This window comes from Allokutzneria oryzae (genome assembly GCF_042429765.1).
In the GTDB taxonomy this organism is placed as follows: Bacteria; Actinomycetota; Actinomycetes; order Mycobacteriales; family Pseudonocardiaceae; genus Allokutzneria; species Allokutzneria oryzae.
Map to the genome: position 1 here is coordinate 195,257 of NZ_JBHLZU010000033.1, position 19,035 is coordinate 214,291.

At 70.5% G+C, this 19,035-nt stretch carries 20 protein-coding genes and 1 riboswitch; of the genes, 9 read left to right on the forward strand and 11 right to left on the reverse strand.

Annotated elements, in window-relative coordinates; translation table 11 throughout:
• Positions 1-177 precede the first annotated feature (177 nt).
• The 4 genes from ACFFQA_RS35445 to ACFFQA_RS35460 all read left to right on the forward strand — a co-directional run bounded on the left by ACFFQA_RS35445 (position 178) and on the right by ACFFQA_RS35460 (position 3,027).
• A complete protein-coding gene (locus ACFFQA_RS35445) occupies positions 178-1,104 on the forward strand; it encodes an SPFH domain-containing protein (protein ID WP_377861963.1) in 927 nt (308 codons plus the stop codon).
• An 8-nt stretch (positions 1,105-1,112) separates the two neighbouring features.
• Complete coding sequence (locus ACFFQA_RS35450) at positions 1,113-1,325, forward strand: type II toxin-antitoxin system antitoxin (protein ID WP_377861966.1); 213 nt, start codon at positions 1,113-1,115, stop codon at positions 1,323-1,325.
• Between the two features lie 83 nt (positions 1,326-1,408).
• Positions 1,409-2,155 carry an esterase/lipase family protein gene (locus ACFFQA_RS35455; RefSeq protein ID WP_377861969.1) on the forward strand — a complete coding sequence of 249 codons (747 nt, stop codon included), beginning with the start codon at positions 1,409-1,411 and terminating at the stop codon, positions 2,153-2,155.
• Between the two features lie 104 nt (positions 2,156-2,259).
• Positions 2,260-3,027: an esterase/lipase family protein gene (locus ACFFQA_RS35460; protein ID WP_377861972.1), complete on the forward strand. Its 768-nt coding sequence runs from the start codon at positions 2,260-2,262 to the stop codon at positions 3,025-3,027.
• On the opposite strand, the gene ACFFQA_RS35465 is transcribed toward ACFFQA_RS35460, so the two are convergent.
• Complete coding sequence (locus tag ACFFQA_RS35465; protein WP_377861975.1) at positions 3,028-3,834, reverse strand: TSUP family transporter; 807 nt, start codon at positions 3,832-3,834, stop codon at positions 3,028-3,030.
• 149 nt (positions 3,835-3,983) lie between these two features.
• Between ACFFQA_RS35465 and ACFFQA_RS35470 the strand changes: the two genes are divergently transcribed.
• Together ACFFQA_RS35470 and rpsT are read left to right on the forward strand one after the other, a co-directional pair.
• Positions 3,984-6,284 (forward strand): glycoside hydrolase family 3 N-terminal domain-containing protein, encoded by a 2,301-nt coding sequence (locus ACFFQA_RS35470; protein WP_377861978.1) that lies wholly within the window; start codon positions 3,984-3,986, stop codon positions 6,282-6,284.
• A gap of 180 nt (positions 6,285-6,464) precedes the next feature.
• The gene (rpsT, locus tag ACFFQA_RS35475) at positions 6,465-6,725 is read left to right on the forward strand and encodes a 30S ribosomal protein S20 (protein ID WP_377861981.1); all 261 of its coding nucleotides are present in this window, start codon (positions 6,465-6,467) and stop codon (positions 6,723-6,725) included.
• A gap of 158 nt (positions 6,726-6,883) precedes the next feature.
• Here the strand turns inward: rpsT and ACFFQA_RS35480 are convergent, their stop codons facing one another.
• On the reverse strand, positions 6,884-7,438 hold the full coding sequence (locus tag ACFFQA_RS35480; protein WP_377861984.1) for an RNA polymerase sigma factor: 555 nt from the start codon (positions 7,436-7,438) through the stop codon (positions 6,884-6,886).
• A 462-nt stretch (positions 7,439-7,900) separates the two neighbouring features.
• Here ACFFQA_RS35480 and ACFFQA_RS35485 point away from each other — a divergent pair, with 462 nt between their 5' ends.
• A complete protein-coding gene (locus ACFFQA_RS35485) occupies positions 7,901-8,203 on the forward strand; it encodes an SSI family serine proteinase inhibitor (protein ID WP_377861987.1) in 303 nt (100 codons plus the stop codon).
• Between the two features lie 608 nt (positions 8,204-8,811).
• Here the strand turns inward: ACFFQA_RS35485 and holA are convergent.
• Positions 8,812-9,792: a DNA polymerase III subunit delta gene (gene holA, locus ACFFQA_RS35490; RefSeq protein WP_377861990.1), complete on the reverse strand. Its 981-nt coding sequence runs from the start codon at positions 9,790-9,792 to the stop codon at positions 8,812-8,814.
• Between the two features lie 139 nt (positions 9,793-9,931).
• Positions 9,932-10,060: riboswitch (SAM riboswitch) on the forward strand.
• An 11-nt stretch (positions 10,061-10,071) separates the two neighbouring features.
• On the opposite strand from holA, the gene thrC reads away from it, so the two are divergent.
• Positions 10,072-11,334: a threonine synthase gene (gene thrC / locus ACFFQA_RS35495; RefSeq protein ID WP_377861993.1), complete on the forward strand. Its 1,263-nt coding sequence runs from the start codon at positions 10,072-10,074 to the stop codon at positions 11,332-11,334.
• Between the two features lie 10 nt (positions 11,335-11,344).
• On the opposite strand, the gene ACFFQA_RS35500 is transcribed toward thrC, so the two are convergent.
• The 7 genes from ACFFQA_RS35500 to nadD form a co-directional block, all read right to left on the reverse strand.
• Positions 11,345-13,708, reverse strand: a complete 2,364-nt coding sequence (locus ACFFQA_RS35500) for a DNA internalization-related competence protein ComEC/Rec2 (RefSeq protein ID WP_377861996.1) — start codon at positions 13,706-13,708, stop codon at positions 11,345-11,347.
• The gene (locus ACFFQA_RS35505) at positions 13,705-14,481 is read right to left on the reverse strand and encodes a ComEA family DNA-binding protein (protein WP_377861999.1); all 777 of its coding nucleotides are present in this window, start codon (positions 14,479-14,481) and stop codon (positions 13,705-13,707) included. The genes ACFFQA_RS35500 and ACFFQA_RS35505 overlap by 4 nt, the downstream gene beginning before the upstream one ends.
• Before the next feature lie 179 nt (positions 14,482-14,660).
• The gene (locus tag ACFFQA_RS35510) at positions 14,661-15,524 is read right to left on the reverse strand and encodes a DegV family protein (RefSeq protein WP_377862002.1); all 864 of its coding nucleotides are present in this window, start codon (positions 15,522-15,524) and stop codon (positions 14,661-14,663) included.
• Between the two features lie 52 nt (positions 15,525-15,576).
• Entirely contained in the window at positions 15,577-16,272 is a 696-nt protein-coding gene (gene octT / locus ACFFQA_RS35515) for a diglucosylglycerate octanoyltransferase (RefSeq protein WP_377862005.1), read from the reverse strand.
• Between the two features lie 3 nt (positions 16,273-16,275).
• A complete protein-coding gene (locus ACFFQA_RS35520; RefSeq protein ID WP_377862009.1) occupies positions 16,276-16,887 on the reverse strand; it encodes a histidine phosphatase family protein in 612 nt (203 codons plus the stop codon).
• Positions 16,884-17,264 (reverse strand): ribosome silencing factor, encoded by a 381-nt coding sequence (rsfS, locus tag ACFFQA_RS35525; protein WP_377862012.1) that lies wholly within the window; start codon positions 17,262-17,264, stop codon positions 16,884-16,886. Before rsfS ends, ACFFQA_RS35520 begins: the two co-directional genes overlap by 4 nt.
• Before the next feature lie 16 nt (positions 17,265-17,280).
• The gene (nadD, locus tag ACFFQA_RS35530; protein ID WP_377862015.1) at positions 17,281-17,892 is read right to left on the reverse strand and encodes a nicotinate-nucleotide adenylyltransferase; all 612 of its coding nucleotides are present in this window, start codon (positions 17,890-17,892) and stop codon (positions 17,281-17,283) included.
• 226 nt (positions 17,893-18,118) lie between these two features.
• Between nadD and ACFFQA_RS35535 the strand changes: the two genes are divergently transcribed.
• Positions 18,119-18,808: a nitroreductase family protein gene (locus ACFFQA_RS35535; protein ID WP_377862018.1), complete on the forward strand. Its 690-nt coding sequence runs from the start codon at positions 18,119-18,121 to the stop codon at positions 18,806-18,808.
• A 1-nt stretch (position 18,809) separates the two neighbouring features.
• Here the strand turns inward: ACFFQA_RS35535 and ACFFQA_RS35540 are convergent, their stop codons facing one another.
• Positions 18,810-19,034 (reverse strand): ferredoxin, encoded by a 225-nt coding sequence (locus ACFFQA_RS35540; protein WP_377862021.1) that lies wholly within the window; start codon positions 19,032-19,034, stop codon positions 18,810-18,812.
• Position 19,035: the final 1 nt, after the last annotated feature.

Below are 19,035 nucleotides of genomic sequence, written 5' to 3' on the forward strand. Positions count from 1 at the left end.
TCTCGCCGAACACAAGCCACGCCGCGAGGCCGCCCAGCTCGCGACCAGGCTCACCGGCGTGGCCCGCATGGCGACCGCCACCGAACCAGCCCCTGGCAGGAGACGGCCGGAACCTGCTATAAATCTGATATCACTTTGCTAGACCGGTCGCCGAGGCGGCCGGGAGGGGAGGACGCCATGCCGGAACCGCTGGTCCACACCGCGTCGGAGATCGCGGCCACCCGACCGACCCCCAGGGTCGGCGAGCGGGACGCCGTGAAGCTGCCGGGCGTGCCGATGTTCCTGCTCGGCGTCGGCGTGCTCGCGCTGGCCGCGACGCTGATCGTGCGCGGAGCGCAGACCGAGGCAGTCGCGCTGATCATCGGCGGCGCCGTGACCGCCCTGGTCGGGGCGGGCCTGCTCAACGGGCTGGTCATGGTGGCGCCCGGCCAGGCCCGGGTGCTCCAGGTGCTCGGCCGCTACAGCGGGACCGTGCGCTCCGACGGCCTCCAGTGGGTGAACCCGCTGGCCACCAAGACCGCCGTGTCCACAAGGATCCGCAACCACGAGACCGCCGTGCTGAAGGTCAACGACGCCGACGGCAACCCGGTGGAGATCGCCGCAGTGGTGGTGTGGCAGGTCTCCGACACCGCGCAGGCCGTGTTCGAGGTGGACAACTTCGTCGGCTTCGTGCAGGTGCAGACCGAGACCGCAGTCCGGCACATCGCCACCAGCTACCCCTACGACAACCACGGCGAGACCGGGCTGTCGCTGCGGGAGAACGCCGACGAGATCACCGAGCGGCTCTCCGCCGAGGTGGCGGCCAGGGTTACCTCCGCGGGGGTGAACGTGATCGAATCGCGGATCACGCACCTCGCCTACGCGCCGGAGATCGCCCACTCGATGCTCCAGCGGCAGCAGGCGAGCGCCATGGTGGCGGCGCGGCAGCGGATCGTGGAAGGGGCCGTGGGCATGGTCGAGCTCGCACTGGACCGGCTCGCCGAACGGGACGTCGTCGACCTGGACGAGGAACGGAAGGCCGCCATGGTCAGCAACCTGCTCGTGGTGCTCTGCGGTGACCGGGCGACGCAGCCCGTCGTCAACACCGGGTCGCTGTACCACTAGGAACCGTCGTGGCTGAACGCAAGAGCGTCCTGCTCCGGCTGGACCCCGCGGTGCACGACGCGCTGTCGAAGTGGGCCAACGACGAGCTGCGGAGCGCGAACGCGCAGATCGAGTTCCTGCTGCGGCGCGCGCTGGCCGAGGCGGGGCGGATGCCCGGCAACGCGGGGAAACCCGCCCGCCGTGGCCGCCCGCCAAAAACCGACCGGGAAACCGGCGATTAGCGAGAACACGAATATCGCTCCCTGTTGTCCTGACCGGGCAGCTGGCCCTAAATTCCGGCTGGCCGACTCAATGGGGAGACGTCATGAGAACGCTTTTCGCCGCACTGCTCATCCTCGGCACAGCCATCACTCCGACGGCCGCCGCGTCCACTGTGGACGCGGCGTGCTCGTCGAACAAGAGACCGGTGATCCTGTTGCACGGCACCGCGAGTGACAGCCGCAGCACCTGGCGCGAACTCACCGAGGCACTCCGCAAGGAGAACCGCTGCGGCTACGCACTGGATTACGGGAACCAGGGCAAGAACCCGATCGCGCAGTCAGCGAAAGAAGTCTCCGCCTACGTAGACAGGGTGCTCCGGGAGACCCATTCAAGCGACGTGGACATCGTCGGTTACAGCCAGGGCGCGGTGCTGGCGAGGCATTACCTGAAATTTCTCGGGGGCGCGGCGAAGACGAACTCGCTCATCGGGATCGCGCCGACCAACCACGGGATCGCGGACACGCTTCCAGACTGGCTCCTCAAGCGGTGCCCGGCATGCGGGGACCAGCTGGCGGGCTCAGCGTTCATGACGGCGCTCAACCAGGGCGGCGACCTCGTCGGAGCGGTCCGCCACACCACCATCGCCTCGAAGCACGACGGCACGGTGACCCTGGCGAGCCAGGCGCTGACCGGACCGGCGGACCGGGTCACCAACGTGGTCATCCAGGACGCCTGCCCACTGGACTTCACCGGGCACCCGTTCATGCCCCACGCGCGGCCGGTCGTGGAGTGGACGGTGAACGCGCTGCGCCGCGAGGGACTCGCCGACCCGGCGCATCACGGCTGCTGAGCGCCGAGCGGCGGCCGTTCGGCGTAGTGACAGCGAAATGTGAGCCGCCTTACATTTCTTAAGTTACTCGCGAGTTCACCGCTGGTCTCAACGGGGAGACAACGATGCGAATTCTGCGCACCCTGCTCTGCGCCGCCCTGCTCACCACCACCGTCACCCTCACCGCGACCGCGACCGCGACGGCGGCCCCCGCCGCGTGCCAGTCGAGCAAACGACCGGTGATCCTGCTGCACGGGACCTTCAAGAAGTCCGGGAGCACCTGGGACGTCCTCGCGCCCGAGCTGCGCGCGGGTGGCTGGTGCTACTACACCCTCGACTACGGCAACGCGGGCCTGAACCCGGTCGCCCAGTCCGCAAGGGAGCTCGCCACGTTCGTCGACCAGGTGCGCACCCAGACCGGAGCGTCCACTGTGGACATCGTCGGGTACAGCCAGGGCGGCATGATGCCCCGGCACTACCTGAAGTTCCTCGGCGGGGCCGCGAAGGTCAACTCGGTGATCGGCATCGCCCCGTCCAACCACGGCACCACCCAGCCGCTGGCGAAGCTGCTCGGCGCGACCTTCTGCCCTGCCTGTGACGACCAGGCCGCGGGGTCGGCGTTCCTGCGCGCGCTCAACGAGGGCGGCGACCTGGCGGGCGACGTCCGCTACACCACCATCGCCACCCGCTACGAGGAAGTCGTGACGCCCTACCGCGGCCAAGCACTGTCCGGCCCGTCGAACCGAGTGACCAACGTGGTGCTCCAGGACTCCTGCCCGGCGCACTTCACCGAGCACCTGCTGATCCCGCACTCGCGGCCCGCGGTGAAGTGGGTGATCAACGCGTTGCAGCGCAACGGGGTCGCCGACCCCGGCTACCGGCCGCCGTGCTGATCACATCCCGACGGCGACCTTCCAGCCCAGGCTGAGCACGAGCGCCGCGACCACGGTCAGGAACACCTTGCGGACGAACTCCGAGCCTCGGCGCACGGCCATCCGGGCGCCGAGGACGGAGCCGGTGAGGTTGCACAGCGCCATCGCCGCGCCGAGTCCCCACAGCACCTGTCCGGCGGGCACGAAGTAGCACAACGCTCCGAGGTTGGTGGCGGTGTTGATCACCTTCGCGGTCGCCGACGCCCGCACGAACGCGAAGCCGACCACTCCGACGAGCAGGAACACCAGGAAAGAGCCGGTGCCGGGCCCGGCGAGGCCGTCCCAGAAGCCGATCACCACTCCCCCGCCGAGCATCACCAGCAGCCGGGTGAGCCGCGAGTGCCGCGGTGAGTCCTCGGCACCGAACCCAGGCCTGCGCCAGGTGTAGACGCCGACGCTGACCAACGCGCACAGCACCACCACGTTGAGCGCGCCCGGCGGGAGCATGTCGGCGAACGCGGCTCCGCCGACGGAACCGGCGAAGGCCAGGACGGCGGTGGGCGCGGTGCTGCGCCAGTCGATCTTCGTGCGGCGGACGTAGGTGCCGACGGCCGCGGCGGTGCCGACGAAGGAGGACAGCTTGCTCGTGGCGAGCGAGTAGATCGGCGCGCCGCCCGGCATCACGAGCAGCATCGCGGGCAGCTGGACGAGACCGCCTCCGCCGACGATCGCGTCGACGGCCCCGGCGAGGAAGGCGGCGACGCAGAGGAACACCACAGCGGCGATCGGGACTCCGGCGAAACCGGGCAGGTCCAGGGTTGTGAACACGGACGAACGTTAGGCACGCCCCCACGCAACAAAACAACGCTTACCAGCATGAAAGCGCTCCCATATTGCTCCGAACGCACCTACTGGTGACCAAGCTCACCGTCGAACGTAGGAGGGCCTGCCGCCCTTCTCTCGCGTTGGAGGCGCACGTGCTCAGCAGGAGTACAGCCGCTCGAAGAAGAACCACCCTGGCCCTCGCGGCCGCGCTCACCCTCACCGTCGCCGGAGCGCAGTCCAGCGCCGGGCAGCCGCCGCAGGAGCGCTCCGCGACCGACCACCTCAACGCCGCGCTGCCGATCGAGCTCCGGGTGAGCACCCTGCTCCGGCGGATGACGCTGGAGGAGAAGGTCGGGCAGATGACCCAGATCCGGGTCGGCAAGCTCCGGGGCGACTGCGACGCCGTGCCGGGACCGCTGCGCGAGGACTGCATGAAGCCGGTCCTCGTGGATGCGAAGGTCGGCTCGGTCCTCTCCGGCGGCGGCGACTTCCCTGCCCCGGACCCCAGCCCCAAGGCGTGGGCGCAGATGACCAACGCCATCCAGAAGTACGCGCTGGACAACAGCAGGCTCAAGATCCCGGTGCTCTACGGGGCGGACGGTGTGCACGGGCACAGCAACGTGGTGACCGCGACGATGTTCCCGCACCAGATCGGTCTCGGCGCGACCTGGAACCCGAAGCTGATCGAGCAGGCAGGCGCGTCCACCGGTCAAGCGATGCGGGCAACGGGCGTGTTCTGGAACTTCGCCCCGGTCTCCGACATCGCGCGGGACACCCGGTGGGGCCGCTACTACGAGACCTACAGCGAGGACCCCCATTTGGCCGGAACCCTTGCGGCGGCGGCGGTTCGCGGCATGCAGGCCGACGACGGCAGGACCGCGCGACTGGCCGCGACCGCGAAGCACTTCGCCGGTTACTCCGAGCCGAAGGGCGGCCATGACCGCGCGGCGGCCTTCCTCCCGGTGCGCACACTCCAGGACCAGGTGCTGCCGCCGTTCGCCGCGCAGTTCCGGGCGGGCGTGAAGACGGTCATGATCAATTCCGGGTCGATCAACGGCGTCCCGGTGCACGCGTCGCGGTACATGCTGACCGAGCAGCTGCGGAACCGGCTCGGCTTCGACGGCGTCGCGATCAGCGACTGGCAGGACATCCGCTCGCTGGTCACCAAGTACAAGGCGGCCGCGGACTACCCGACCGCGATCGCGATGTCGGTGAACGCGGGCCTGGACATGGCGATGGAGCCCTCTGCCGCCGGTGAGTTCACCGCGGGACTGCTCCAGGTGGTCAGGGACGGCAGGGTCAGCGAACGCCGCGTCGACGAGGCGGTGCGACGAATCCTGAAGCTGAAGTTCGAGCTCGGCCTGTTCGAGCGGCCCTACGTGGACCCGGCCGTCGCCAACGAGCTGGTCAACGGCGTCGGCCTTGACCTCGCACGCACGGCAGCGACGGAGTCCATGGTGTTGCTGCGCAACGAGAAGTCGGTCCTGCCGCTGTCCCCGGACGGGGGCAAGATCGTGGTCACCGGCGATACCGCCGACTCCGTGCAGCGGCAGCTCGGCGGCTGGACCGTCGACTGGCAGGGCGTTCCGGAGCAGGGCCCGGTGCCCGAGGCCGTCACCGTCCTGGAGGGCATCCGTGCGGCGGCGCCGCGGGCGAGCATCACCCACGCCACAGACCAGTCGAGCGCGGTCGCCCAGGCCAGGGACGCGAAGGCGGTCGTGGTGGTGCTCGGCGAGAAGCCCGGCGCCGAAGGTCCCGCCGACACGGAGGACCCGGCCCTGACCGCGCAGCAGCAGGACCTCGTCAACGCGGTGCGGGCGACCGGAAAACCGGTGGTCGTCGTGCTGCTGACCGGACGCCCGCAGGTGCTCGGCACGGTCGCAGACGCCGACGCGCTGCTGGCCGGGTGGCTGCCTGGGACCGAGGGCGGCACGGCCGTCGCGGACGTGCTCTTCGGCAAGGCCAACCCCAGCGGCAAGCTGCCGGTGTCCTGGCCGAAGCGGGTCGGCGACCAACCGATGTCCTATGACCAGCTGCCGGGCACCAACGGCGGCGAGAGCTCGAAGTACGACCCGGCCTACCCCTTCGGTCACGGCCTGTCCTACACGAGCTTCGCGGTTGGTGCGCCGACCGTGCCGGCGACCATCCGGGCAGACGGCAAGGCGAAGGTCGGCTTCACGGTGAGCAACACCGGTTCTCGGGCGGGAACGGCCATCGTTCCCGTCTACGTGCACCAGCCGGTCGCGCCGCTGCTGGTCCCGGACAAGCGCCTCGTCGGCTGGGCGCGGGTCGAGCTCGCGGCGGGCGCGCGGCAGGCGGTCGAGGTGGAGTTCTCCGCGGACCAGCTGGCCCTGACCAGCGGCGACGTCGACGGCGCCGGACGGAGGGAAGTGCCGAGGACCGGCTACGAAGTGGTTGTGGAGGACAAGCGGGCGCCGTTCACCGTCCGGTAGCTCCACCGGGGAGCGCCACGGGAGCGCGGCCGGGCCGTTTTGGGGCGGCGAGCAGGCGGTTGTTACCATCACCCGGTCGTGCCGCGCGGCGCTCCGTCGTGGAGGAGAACCCCCACCAGCTGGTGAGGGTGCCGGTCAAGCGCGGTGCACCACCATCCCAGAACGGAAGAGGGTCCAGCCATGGCCAACATCAAGTCGCAGGTCAAGCGCATCAAGACCAACGAGAAGGCGCGCCTGCGGAACAAGTCCGTGAAGTCGGCCCTCAAGACCGCCATCCGCAAGTTCCGCGAGGCCGCCGAGGCCGGGGACAAGGACAAGGCCGTCGCGCTGCTCGCCGAGGCCAGCAAGAAGCTGGACAAGGCCGCCAGCAAGGGCGTCATCCACGCCAACCAGGCCGCCAACAAGAAGTCGGCGATGGCCCTGCGCGCCAACAAGATCTGATCAGCGCGCAGCCGCAGAACCACCAGAACGCCGTCCCGCGTCAGCGGGGCGGCGTTCTTCGTGTCCGCGATGGTCCCGCCGGGGCGTTCGCCCCCGGACGGGCCCGGAACAGGAGAAGGGCCTAGGTACGGGGCCCTGCTCCCCGTACCTAGGCCCTTTCAGCAGCCGATCACCCTGTTGACGGGCGAACGGCGAGCCATCCACTGACGGACCCGACATCGTGCGCGACTGGCGATGCACTCGGTCGCGCGTCGTGTCGTGCCCAGCCTCCGCGAGATCTCGTCGTGCGGGAGACCGTGGGAGAGCCAGAGCAGGACATAACGTTCGCGCCGAGTGAGCTTGCCGCAGTGCGCGACGAGCCACTCCGCCTCGGCCTGGTCGCTGATCGACTCAGCCGGATCTATCACGTCCAACGGTAGCAGCCTGGTGTGTGCCGCGACCTGCCGTGCGGCGGTGCTCCGACGGGCCTCGTCGACGCACAACCGCTTCACGACGGCCACCAGAAAGGGCATCACCCGTTGTGGGTCCAGCGACGGGAACTCCAGCGCCCTGATGAACGCCTCGTGCACCAGGTCCTCCGCCGACTCGCCCGCCCCGGCCCGGACCGCGATCCGGATCAGCGCCGGGCGCAGTTCGACGCATTCCCGCCAAAACTCCTCGCTTCGCGGCCGGAGGCAGCTGTCCTGCAGCGCACCGACCTTCTGATTGGTCAACAACACAGCTCCTAGCATCGACAGGAATTATCGGCGGGACCGACAAGCGCGTATGAACGAGTTATCCGGCCAAATTCCCTTCGAAGCACCCTGGTCTTCCGAGGCGCAGCTCGAAGCCCCCTCGACCGCCTTAGATACCACCCCAAGAACGCGTGGATTGCAAGGCTTGGTTGCGCAGGAAATCATGGTTCCCTCGAATAGCAGGGCGCATACCGCCGTTGGAGGGATCACGCCCAGCGCCCCCCATCTGTGAGCACGCTCACTGAGCGCCACCATGAGCCCGCTACGTATTCCAGGTGTGGACACCACGACCACCCACAACCTGTCCGGACATATTTCACTGAAAGGTAAAAAATGTTCAGGAACCGACTGCTTCGGTTCGCCCCGATCGCGGGAGTAGTACTGCTCCCCACACTGGCGACACCGGCCGAGGCGGTCCCCCACGCCGCGGCGTCGATCTCGGTGCTCGTCCTGTCGAGCAACCCCGGGGAGACCGTCTCACCTCGCGCCAGGCGGGTGGTGCTGACCTGCTCGCCCGCCGGGGGGACACACCCCGCACCCCGCCCGACCTGCACGGAACTGAGCAAGGTCGGCGGCGACGTGACCGCGCTCAATATCAATCCGAACACGGCGTGCCCGCTGATCTACGACCCGATCACCGTCACCTCCACCGGCTTCTGGAAGGGCCGTCCGATGCGGCAGCGAATGACTTTCCCGAACAGTTGCGTACTGACCGCACTGACCGGTCCGGTATTCAGGTTCTGATTGGTTCTCAACAAGCACCCCGACGCAACTTGTTGATCGCACAATCAGATAACCTCACATGGCACACACATCGGCCGCCAGGGAAACCACTCGACGGCTGGATTGACATGAATTTCAGAGAAACACCTTCAGATCCTGCTGAAGACCACCAATCCTCTGCAACCGTTTGCCCGACTTGACGTCGAACCGCCAGCGGGTTCCGTTTTGTCCGGCCACTCACCCGGCACATGCCGGAAGGACAACGTTCGGCCCATCGCACCCTCGTACTGTCCGTGGCCGAAAATCCAGAAGACAGCCCGCCAAGAGAGTGACGCCGACCTCTGTCCCCACGGGCGGTAACCGCCCGTCCGGGAGCCCGCGGCGGCGCCCGGTGGCGAAGGCGAAGGAAAACTTCACCCGAATGAATGTCGAGTTCGCTCCACACTGCACGACGGGATGTGCACCTCTCACCGCGAGTGCGTCCGACGCCGTCCTCGGGCACCGCGCGGCAGAGCAGAAGACGCACCCGGTTCACAGCTTCTGACCTGGGTTTTCTCCCGGGTTCACCAGACAGGCGGGGGTTCCTCGGCAGCCGCTGGCCGAGGAGCCCCCGCCGCCGCCCTGCCCGCTCAGCCGCGGTTGCGCGCCGCGACCACCTTCAGCACCGCGCGCTCCACCGCGTAGTCCGCGCTGGCCGCCATGCCCTTGACCTCGGCGTTGAGCGTGGCGACCAGCCCCATCGCCTCGGCGAGCCCCTCCGGCGACCAGCCCTGCGCCTGCCCGAGCGCCTTCTTGACCTTCCACGGCGGCATGCCGAGCTGCCCGGCGAGCTGGAACGGGTCGGCCCGCCCGACACCGGCCACCCTGGCGATCGTGCGCACCGCGTCGGCGAGCGCGTCGGCGAGCAGGACGTGCGGGACGCCCAGCTGCAGTGCCCAGCGCAGCGACTCCAGTGCGGCGGTGCGGTCGCCGGTGACGGCCTTCTCCGCCACGGCGAAGCCGGTCACCTCGGCGCGGCCGCGGTGGTAGCGGCGCACTGCCTGCTCGTCGACCTTGCCGCCGGTGTCGGCGACGAGCTGCGACGCGGCGGCGGAGAGCTCGCGCAGGTCGTTGCCGACCGTCTCCATCAACGCGGCCATCGCGGGGCCGTCGATCTTGCCACCCGCGCGCCGGACCTCGTTGCGCACAAAGGATTCCCGCTCACTGGCCTTGGTGAGCTTGGCGCACTCGGCGACCGCGGCCCCCGCCTTGCGCAGCGCGGTGGGCAGCTCCTTGGCGAGCTTGCCCCGGCCGCCGCCGGTGTGGGTCACGACCAGCGTCACGCCGTCGGCCGGGTCGCGGATGTAGGACAGCACCGCCTCGGCGATCTCCTTGCCCGCCTCCTGCGCCGCCTCCAGCACGATGACGCGCCCCTCGGCGAACAGCGAGGGGCTGAGCAGCTCGGCCAGCTCGGGCGGAGTGAGATCGGTCACCCGGACCCGCCTCAGCTCGGCCTCGGGATCGGCCTGTCGCGCGGCGTCCAGGGCGGCCCGGACCGAACGCTCGACGAGGAGCTCTTCCTCTCCGATGACCAGGTGCAACGGGGCTGGCGCGACGGCGGGAGCACTCACCCCGCCATCCTCGCACGGGGGTCCGACGGCGGACGGCGGCGCACGTCCCGCATCGTGGGCAACGGTGGCTGCCCGCCGGGACGTTGCCGTAGCGTTACCGCCGGACAGCGCCGAGCGCGCCGCCCACCCACAACTGAACAGCTCATCCAGAGGGGTAGAGGGATCGGCCCTACGACACCCCGGCAACCGACGTCAGCTCAGCGGACTCCGCGAGGCGAACGGCGATCACGGTGCCAAATCCGGCCCGCACAAGCGGGAAAGATGAGGAGAGACCTCGCGATGACGACCATTGAGGCGCGCCGCAGCGCCCGCCAGTTCGACCTCGGCCCGGCCCGCGCCCTGGTGTGCCGCGAGTGCGGCAACGAGGTACCGCTCGCCGCGGAGTTCGCGTGTTCGGAGTGTTTCGGCCCCCTTGAGGTCGGCTACGACTTCGGCAAGATCACCCGCGCGGAGATCGAGGCGGGACCGCGTTCCATCTGGCGCTACCGCAACCTCCTCCCGGTGCCCGCCGACGTGCGGGAACACCCCAACACCGATCCCGGCCTGACCCGGCTGGTCAAGGCCGACCGCCTGGCGGCGGCCCTCGGCGTGCGCAAGCTGTGGGTGAAGGACGACACCGGCAACCCCACGCACTCCTTCAAGGACCGCGTGGTCGCGGTGGCCCTGGCCGCCGCCCGCCAGCTCGGGTTCACCGTGCTGGCCTGCCCCTCCACCGGCAACCTGGCCAACGCCGTCGCCGCGGCCGCCGCGCGCGCCGGCTGGGAGTCGGTCGTGCTGATCCCCTCCTCTCTGGAGCGGGCGAAGGTGCTGACCACCGCCGTGTACGACGGCGCGCTGATCGCGGTGGACGGCAACTACGACGACGTGAACCGCCTGGCCACCGAGCTGGCCGCCGACCACGAGGACTGGGCGTTCGTCAACGTCAACGTCCGCCCGTACTACGCGGAGGGCTCCAAGACCCTCGGTTACGAGGTCGCCGAGCAGCTCGGCTGGCGCCTGCCGCAGCAGATCGTGGTGCCGGTGGCCTCCGGCTCGCAGCTGACCAAGGTGGACAAGGCCTTCCGTGAGCTGGGCGAGCTGGACCTGGTGGAACCGACGCCGTACCGCGTCTTCGGCGCGCAGGCCACCGGCTGCTCCCCCGTCGCCGCCGCCTTCCAGGCAGGCCACGACGTGATCCAGCCGGTCAAGCCGGACACGATCGCCCGCTCGCTGGCGATCGGCGCCCCGGCCGACGGCCCGTACGTGCTGGACACGGTGCGCCGCACCAACGGATCGGTGGAGCACGTCAGCGACGAGGAAGTCGTGGACGCCATCCGGCTGCTGGCCCGCACCGAGGGCATCTTCGCCGAGACCGCGGGCGGTGTCACCGTCGCGACGGCGAAGAAGCTGATCGAGTCCGGCCAGCTCGACCCGGACGCCGAGACGGTGCTGCTGATCACCGGTGACGGGCTCAAGACCCTCGACGCGGTCCAGGACAAGGTCGGCCCGCGTGCCACCGTGCCACCGTCGAGCGCCGCCGTCCGCGAGGCCCTCGGCCTGTGAGGCAAGGCGGTCACCGCCGAGGCGGTGGTCGTGGTTCTCCTCTCCGCGCGGTCGCCAGACCGTCCTGAGTGGACAGAACGGCGACGTCACCGTCCTGGTCGGTGCGCAGGACGCGCACATCGGCGAGTGCTTGCAGTACCAGTGGGCTCGGGTGGCCGTAGTCGTTGCCCGAGCCCACGCAGATCAGTGCGACGCGAGGCCGCACCGCGGCGAGGAACCTGGGCAGGCTGTACCGGGAACCGTGGTGCGGAACCTTGAGCACCTCCGCGCTGAGATCCACTGTGGACGCCAGGAGCTCGGCCTGGGTGGACAGCTCGATGTCTCCGGTCAGCAACACCCGCCCGGCTGCTGTGTGCGCTCGCAGCACCAATGACGAGTCGTTGACGACTGTGCCGGACAACGGCGTCTCCGATGTCCGCGGCTCGGGCGAGCGCAGTGGCGCCAGCACCTCCAGCACCAGTCCGGGCCACTCCATCCGCTGGTCGCGGCCCAGCTCGATCAACGCGACCCCGGCTTCCTCAACGGTCTTGCGCACCTCCTTCATCGCCCACGCGGGTTCTCGCAGCGGTCCTACCGCGACGGCTCCCACGGATCGCTCCGCCAGCACTGCCGCAAGGCCACCGATGTGGTCGGCGTGCAGGTGGCTCAGTACCACCAGCGGGATCCGGTCCACGTCGAGCCGGTCCAGGCACGCGTTGACCGCCAACGGTTCCGGGCCGGTGTCAACCAACACCGCGCGACCTGGTTCGGCCACCGCCAGCACCACCGCGTCTCCCTGGCCGACGTCGCAGGCCACCGCCGCCCAGCCGCGAACCGGCCACTGTGGACTGATCAGCTTCGCCGGAACGGTCACCAGCAGCAGCGCCACCACGCCGAGCACCAACAGGATGCGGAACCGAGGGCTCCGCCACAGCACCACGAGCACGACGAGCAACGCGGTCAGCAACAGGCCGCCGAGCACACCCGCGGGCCAGGCGATGCCGTTGTCGGGGACCGCCGCCGCGTGCCGTCCGACGGTGATCAGCCACCACACCTCCGGCCCCGCCAGGTGCACCAGGAACTCAGCGATCGACTCGTGCACCGTCGACGCCACCGCGGCGAGCACTCCCAAGACCGTCGCGGGAGCGACCACAGGGGCCGCGAGCAGGTTGGCCGGGATCGCCACCAGGCTGATCTGCCCGGAGATCGCCGCGATCACCGGGGCCGTTGCGAGCTGCGCCGCCGCCGGAACGGCGATGGCCTCCGCCAGCCCCACGGGCACCCCACGGTCGCGAAGCGCTCCGGCCCACCTCGGCGCGAGAACCACCAGCGCCGAGGTCGCCAGCACCGACAGCGCGAAGCCGGGCGTGGTGGCCAGGCTCGGATCGAACAGCAGCAGAACGATCACGGCTCCGGCCAGTGCGGGTAGCGCGGATCCCTTGCGCCCCAACACCAACGCCAGCAGCGTGACCCCGCCCATCGCCGCCGCTCGCAGCACGCTCGGCTCCGGCCGGGCCAGCACGACAAAGCACACGAGAGCCAGCGCCGCGGCAGCTCCCGCCATCCGCGGCCCGGCGGACAGCAGCCGGAACAACAGGAGTACCGCTCCGCAAACGATGGCCAGGTTGGCACCACTCACCGCGAGCAGATGAGCCAACCCGGATGCCTGGAACTCCTCGACAACGCGCGGCGACAGCGCACTGGTGTCTCCGACGACCAGAGCGGGCAGCAGACCCGCCAACTCGGCGGAGAGCACCTGCGAAGCGTCGCGTAAACCGTTGCGGACCTGCTCGGCCGCGGTCTGCCAACCCGGTGCGGGCCCTACTGCGATCGGTGGTCCACGAACCCGCAACACCGCCACCGTGAAATCACCGCCACGCGGCACGATAAGCGCACCAGTGGCCGTGACCTCCTGCTCTGGCAACAGCTTCGCCCAGGTCGCCGCCGAGGCCAACAGCAGCACTCCACCCCCTCGCTCGACCCAGCCGTCCCGCTCCTGCACCGCGTTCAGCCGCGCGCGGACCGCAACCTGGTCAGCCCCTGCGGGTCGTCCGCCGTATCCCTTGGTGCGCAAGGGTCTTGGGTCTTCCGACAGCGTCAGCTTGACCGTCGCGGTGGCTCCCCGCGCCGCGAGCTCTCGCAGGGGGTGGGTCGCCGCGGGGTAGGCGTGGCTGGTGACCACGACGGCCGCGGCACCGGCCAGGACACTCGCGGCGAGCACACCGCTCGCCAATCGGCCCGTTCCTCGGCGGACGACCAGGAGCGCGGACCACACCGCCGTCACTACCGCGGCCACGCCGCACAACGCCGTCGCGAACCAACCGAGGTGCAGCCCCACCAGGGCAACCGCCCAGACAGCGAGCGCCGCCGGGACCAGCCGGAGGTCCAGGCTCACAGGGTCACCAGGTCCCGCAGTTTCGCGAGCCGGGAACTGCCGATGCCATCCACCTCACGCAGCTGGTCGACCGAGGAGAACCGGCCGTTCTTGGTGCGCCACTGCACGATTCGCTGCGCCGTCACCGGTCCCACTCCGGGAAGGCCGTCGAACTGCTGCGCGGTCGCCGTGTTCAAGCTGATCTTGCTGTTGCCCCCTGCCGAGGGCTCGCCGTCACCGGTGGCGGGGGCCGGGGCTCCGACGACCACCTGTTCGCCGTCGCTGATCTTCCTGGCGAGGTTGACCGTGGCGGGGTCGGCGTCGGGCAGCGCACCTCCTGCCGCCCGCACCGCGTCCGCGACGCGGGCGCCCTCCGGCAACGAGACCAGGCCCGGCTTGCCGACGCGACCGACGACGCTCACCACGAGCTGGCTCGTTTTCTGGTGCGGCGCAACGGGAACAGCTGGCATCGGGGGTGCCGGTTCAGCCGCAACCCCGCTCGGCCACAACAGCACCGCCACCAGGGCCACGAAGGCGGCGACCGCCGCGAGGGCGAGTGCTCCGGAGCGTCCCGGGTTCAGCCTCGCTCGGCGCAGCCACTCCGGGAGCAGCCGGTCGAGCAGCACGGCGACGCGGGTGGGGCCGGTGTCGGTGAACTCCACCGGTCCCGGTGGTGGGTCGGGGTCCTGGCTTCGGGGGCCGGACAGGGCGGCGAGGCGCTTCTTGGCCTTCAGGTCCTGCCTGATCCGGTCCAGGCCTGCCGGGTGATCGGGGTGCGTGCGGGTGTTCGTCACGGCACCGACGTTAGGAAGGGACGGGTCGGTGGGGTGGTGTGGCTGCGGGGATCTGTGGACAACGGGGGCCGATGTGGACAACCGGCGGGGTGAGGGGCTTGTGCGGGGGCTTGGTGTCGGGGGTGTGTGCTACGCGGTGTCCCTCGGGTCGCGCCACGCCGGGGACCGACCGGCGAGGCCTAGGCTCCGGGCGGGTTGGGCGCGAGGCCGCCCGGCAGGACCACCACACCCAGCACGCCCACTCCCGTGTGCGCGCCGATCACCGCGCCCACCTCCGAGATCAGGGAGCCCTCACCGCCGGTGAGGCGTTCGTCCAGCCTGCTGGCCAGCTCGGCCGCGCGCTGGGGAGCGCAGAGGTGGTGCACCGCGATGCCCGCGGGGCCGTCGCCCGCCGCATCGGCGGCGAGGTCGACCAGCCTGGCCATGGCGCGGCTGGTCGTGCGGACCTTCTCCAGCGGCACGATCCGCCCGTCCTGCACGTGCAGCAGCGGCCGGACCGCGAGCGCCGTGCCCAGCAACGCGGCGGCCGGACCGATCCGGCCGCCACGGCGCAGGTGCTCCAGCGTCTCCAGGCAGAAGAACGTCCTGGTCCGCGCGGCCGTGCGGACCGCGGCCGCCTCCACCTCCGCGCCGTCCGCGCCGGAGCGGGCGGCGTTCACAGCGGCGAGCACGGCGAAGCCCAGTCCCATCGCGGTGGACCGGGAGTCGACCACCCGCACGTCGCCGACCTGCTCGGCGGCGATGCGCGCCGCGTCCCAGGTGCCGGAGAGCTCGCGGGAGAGGTGCACCGACACGATCGAGTCGGCGCCGGAGTCGAGCACCCGCCGGTAGACCGCGCCGATGTCCTCCGGCGAGGGCCGGGAGGTGCTCACCGCGCGCCGCTCGGCCAGCGCCGCGGCGAGGCTGGTCGGGGTCACGTCGACGCCGTCGAGACCGGTCCTGTCGTCGACCGTGACGTGCAGTGGGACCACGGAGATGCCGCGCCGGTCAGCGAATCCCTCCGGCAGGTACGCGGTGGAGTCGGTCACGACGGCTACGGCCACGAGCGAGCAGCCTAGGCGAAAGCGGCCCAGGTCCCGTCGCCACACGCGGGGCTCAGCGCAGCAGCTCCGCGAGCGCCTCACCGACCAGCTGGTGGGCGGACCAGCCCCAGTGCATCCCGTCGGGGTTGCCGTGGCCGTCGAGCACGTGCCGCCGCACCAGGCCGCCGAGGTCCAGCAGGGGAACGTCCACGGCGGCGGCCCAGGCGGAGATCGCGGCCGCGGCGGGCTCGCGACCGGTGTGCACCCGGCCGTAGGCGGCCGAGCGGTGCACCGAGGGCAGGGTCGCGATCACCGGGAGGCCGGGGCGCAGCGAGCGCACTCCGCGCAGGCACCGGTCCAGGTAGGCGACGCTCAGCCGTGGTGGAAGCGCGACCGGACGACCGCCGAGCAGGCGGGCGAGGTGTGGCTGCGCCGCCAGGTACGCCTCGCGGGCGTGCCGCCGCAGCCGCTCCGGCCGCAGGTACCGCAGGCCCTCGCGGAGGTAGGTGGGCAACGGCGACGGCAGCGTGTCCATGCTCCCGACGCCGAGCACCAGGGCGTCGATCCTCGGCATCAGCGCCCAGACCCGGGGGTCCCTGGTCACCGCCCACCAGGCGTCGCGGGCGGTCCAGCCGAACCCGGCGACGATCTCCGCCTCGCCCCCGGCCAGGCGCGCAGCCACGTGCGGCCAGAGCCGGGGCTCGTCGGCGGGCATGGCCTCTCGCGGACCGTGGAAGGCCAGCGAGTCGGCCAGCACCAGCACGCGCACGGGTCAGTCGGTCACGCCGGCGTTGTGCGCGACCAGCCGCCAGCCCAGGCTCTCGCCGCGCCGGGCCAGCACCGTCCAGTGGCAGTTGTACAGCCCGCTCAGGGACGGCCAGTTCGCCACGGGCAGGCCGAGCAGGGAGCCGGTCAGGCCGGTGATCAGCCCGCCGTGCACGCACAGCAGCGCCGTCCCGTCGTGGGCCGCGTCGAGCTCGGCGACCACCTCCGCGGCGCGGGCCGCCACCTCGATCCGGTTCTCACCACCGGGCGGCGCCCAGGTCGGGTCGGCCCGCCACAGCGCGAGCGCGCCCGGCCAGCCCTCCTCGACCTCGGCGCTGGACAGGCCCTGCCACTCGCCGACGTGAGTCTCCCGCAACCGCTTGTCCATCCGGACCTCGCGGCCGCTCACCCTGGTGTACTCGGCCGCGGTGTCCATCGCCCTGCGCAGGTCGGAGCTGAGCGCGACCTCTGGCTCGAAGCGGGCGACGGCGGGAGCCGCCCTGCGCGCCTGTTCGACGCCGGTCTCGGTCAGCAACGCGTCCAGGTGCCCCTGGATGCGGCCGGTGGCGTTGTGCCCGGTCTCACCGTGCCGCCACAGCACGAGCCGCTGGAGCGTCACTCCGCGGAGTCCTCGGCGGGACGGTCGTCGAACTCGATGCGCGGGCAGTCCTTCCAGAGCTTCTCCAGCGCGTAGAAGGTGCGCTCCTCGGCGTGCTGGACGTGCACGACGACGTCGACGAAGTCCAGCAGGACCCACCGGCCCTCGCGCGCGCCCTCGCGGCGGACCGGCTTGCTGCCCGCCTCGCGCATCTTCTCCTCGACGTTCTCCACGATCGCGTCGACCTGGCGCTCGTTGGGCGCCGAGGCGATCACGAAGCAGTCGGTGATCACCAGCTGGTCGGAGACGTCGAGCACGACCACGTCGTGCGCCTTCTTGTCGGCCGCGGCGTGTGCGGCGACCAGCGCGAGGTCGCGTGCCTGGTCGGTGGCTGCCACCTGAGTAGTTCCTTTCCTACGCCGGGCCCGATGTCCGTTCCGGCGCGCTGTAGAGCTCACGTTTGCTGATGTACTGGACGACACCGTCGGGCACGAGGTACCAGACCGGCAGCCCTTCCCGGACCCGCTTGCGGCAGTTCGTGGAGGAGATGGCCATGGCGGGCACCTCCACCAGGCTGACCGAGCCGCGGGGCAGGTGGTTGCCGTCCAGGCGGTAGCCCGGCCGGGTCACCCCGATGAAGTGGGCCAGCCGGAACAGCTCGTCGGCGCGGTGCCAGGACAGGATCTGTTCCAGCGCGTCCGCCCCCGTGATGAAGAACAGTTGGTCATCAGGGTACTGGGTGCGCAGGTCAGTGAGCGTGTCGATGGTGTACGTCGTGCCGCTGCGGTCGATGTCGACCCGGCTCACCGAGAACCTGGGGTTCGACGCGGTGGCCACGACGGTCATCAGGTAGCGGTCCTCGGCGGGGCTGACCACCGTGTGGCACTTCTGCCACGGGTTGCCGGTCGGCACGAAGATGACCTCGTCGAGCTCGAAGCGCGCCTGCACCTCGCTCGCGGCGACGAGGTGCCCGTGGTGCACCGGATCGAACGTCCCGCCCATTACCCCAATTCGGCGCCTGGCCATGGCAGAGCAGCGTACGGGGCGGAGCCCGCGAACCGCGCGCGACCTGGTTCGGCGGGCCCCGCTCCGATCACCCTCCGGCTTGCTCGAAGGGGGCATTCGGGCGAGCCGGACGCGGGGCGGGAACCCGCGCACTCACTACGAGCGCCGCCGGAGGTGGTCCTGACAATGAGCTCGGTCACTCGTTCGGGCCTGCGTTGATCTTGCGTGCGTGGTGATACTCGCGACCATGAGGACCTGGGAACCGATGCACGGTCGCCCCTACCGACCGACCGCCTATCACCCGTCCCGCATCCCTGCCGACGAGGCGATGAAGATCGCCGGACGGTTCCGCGAGCGCATGGACGAGCGCCGCACCGTCAGGGCGTTCTCCTCCGATGAAGTTCCCGAACAGCTCGTACTGGACGCGATCTCCGTCGCGAACACCGCGCCGTCCGGGGCGCACCAGCAGCCGTGGACCTTCGTGCTCGTCCAAGACCCCGCAGTACGGCTCCAGATCCGCGAAGCCGCAGAGCACGAGGAGCGCATCTCCTACGACGGCAGGCTGGGTGAGGAGTGGTTGTCCGCACTGCGCCCGCTGGGCACCGACGAGCACAAGCCGCACCTCACGGACGCCCCGCACCTGCTCGTGGTTTTCGAGCAGCGGTACGGCATCCGTGAGGACGGCTCCACGTACAAGCACTACTACGTCGGCGAGTCCGTCGGGATCGCCGTCGGCATGCTGATCACCGCGTTGCACCTGTCGGGGCTCGCGGCGCTCACGCACACGCCGAGCCCGATGGGCTTCCTGCGCGAAGTGCTCAACCGCCCGCGCAACGAGAAGGCGTTCGCTGTCATCCCGATCGGCTACCCGGCGGAGGACGCCACGGTGCCCGACCTGGTCCGCAAACGGTTGGACCAGGTCGTCGTCCGCGTCTGACCTACTCGGTCGGTGCCACGACCTCACCGGTGGAGGCGAGCTTCACCAGGATCGCCTCCACCGGACAGGACTCGGCGGCGTCGATCACCGCCTCGTCCGCGTCCACCTCGTCCTTGATGGGCTGGGCGTAGCCGTCCATCAGCTCGAAGTGCTCCGGAGCGGCACCGGCGCACATACCGGAGCCGATGCAGTTCTGGTCGACACTGACCAACCAACGATCACTCATG

Excerpts from the sequence above, each read along its gene's own strand:
- ACFFQA_RS35460 (WP_377861972.1), top strand. The coding sequence starts at position 2,260 with ATGCGAATTCTGCGCACCCTGCTCTGCGCCGCCCTGCTCACCACCACC.
- ACFFQA_RS35540 (WP_377862021.1), bottom strand. The coding sequence starts at position 19,034 with ATGAGTGATCGTTGGTTGGTCAGTGTCGACCAGAACTGCATCGGCTCC.
- nadD (WP_377862015.1), bottom strand. The coding sequence starts at position 17,892 with ATGGCCAGGCGCCGAATTGGGGTAATGGGCGGGACGTTCGATCCGGTG.
- ACFFQA_RS35445 (WP_377861963.1), top strand. The coding sequence starts at position 178 with ATGCCGGAACCGCTGGTCCACACCGCGTCGGAGATCGCGGCCACCCGA.
- rpsT (WP_377861981.1), top strand. The coding sequence starts at position 6,465 with ATGGCCAACATCAAGTCGCAGGTCAAGCGCATCAAGACCAACGAGAAG.
- ACFFQA_RS35455 (WP_377861969.1), top strand. The coding sequence starts at position 1,409 with ATGAGAACGCTTTTCGCCGCACTGCTCATCCTCGGCACAGCCATCACT.
- ACFFQA_RS35535 (WP_377862018.1), top strand. The coding sequence starts at position 18,119 with ATGAGGACCTGGGAACCGATGCACGGTCGCCCCTACCGACCGACCGCC.
- thrC (WP_377861993.1), top strand. The coding sequence starts at position 10,072 with ATGACGACCATTGAGGCGCGCCGCAGCGCCCGCCAGTTCGACCTCGGC.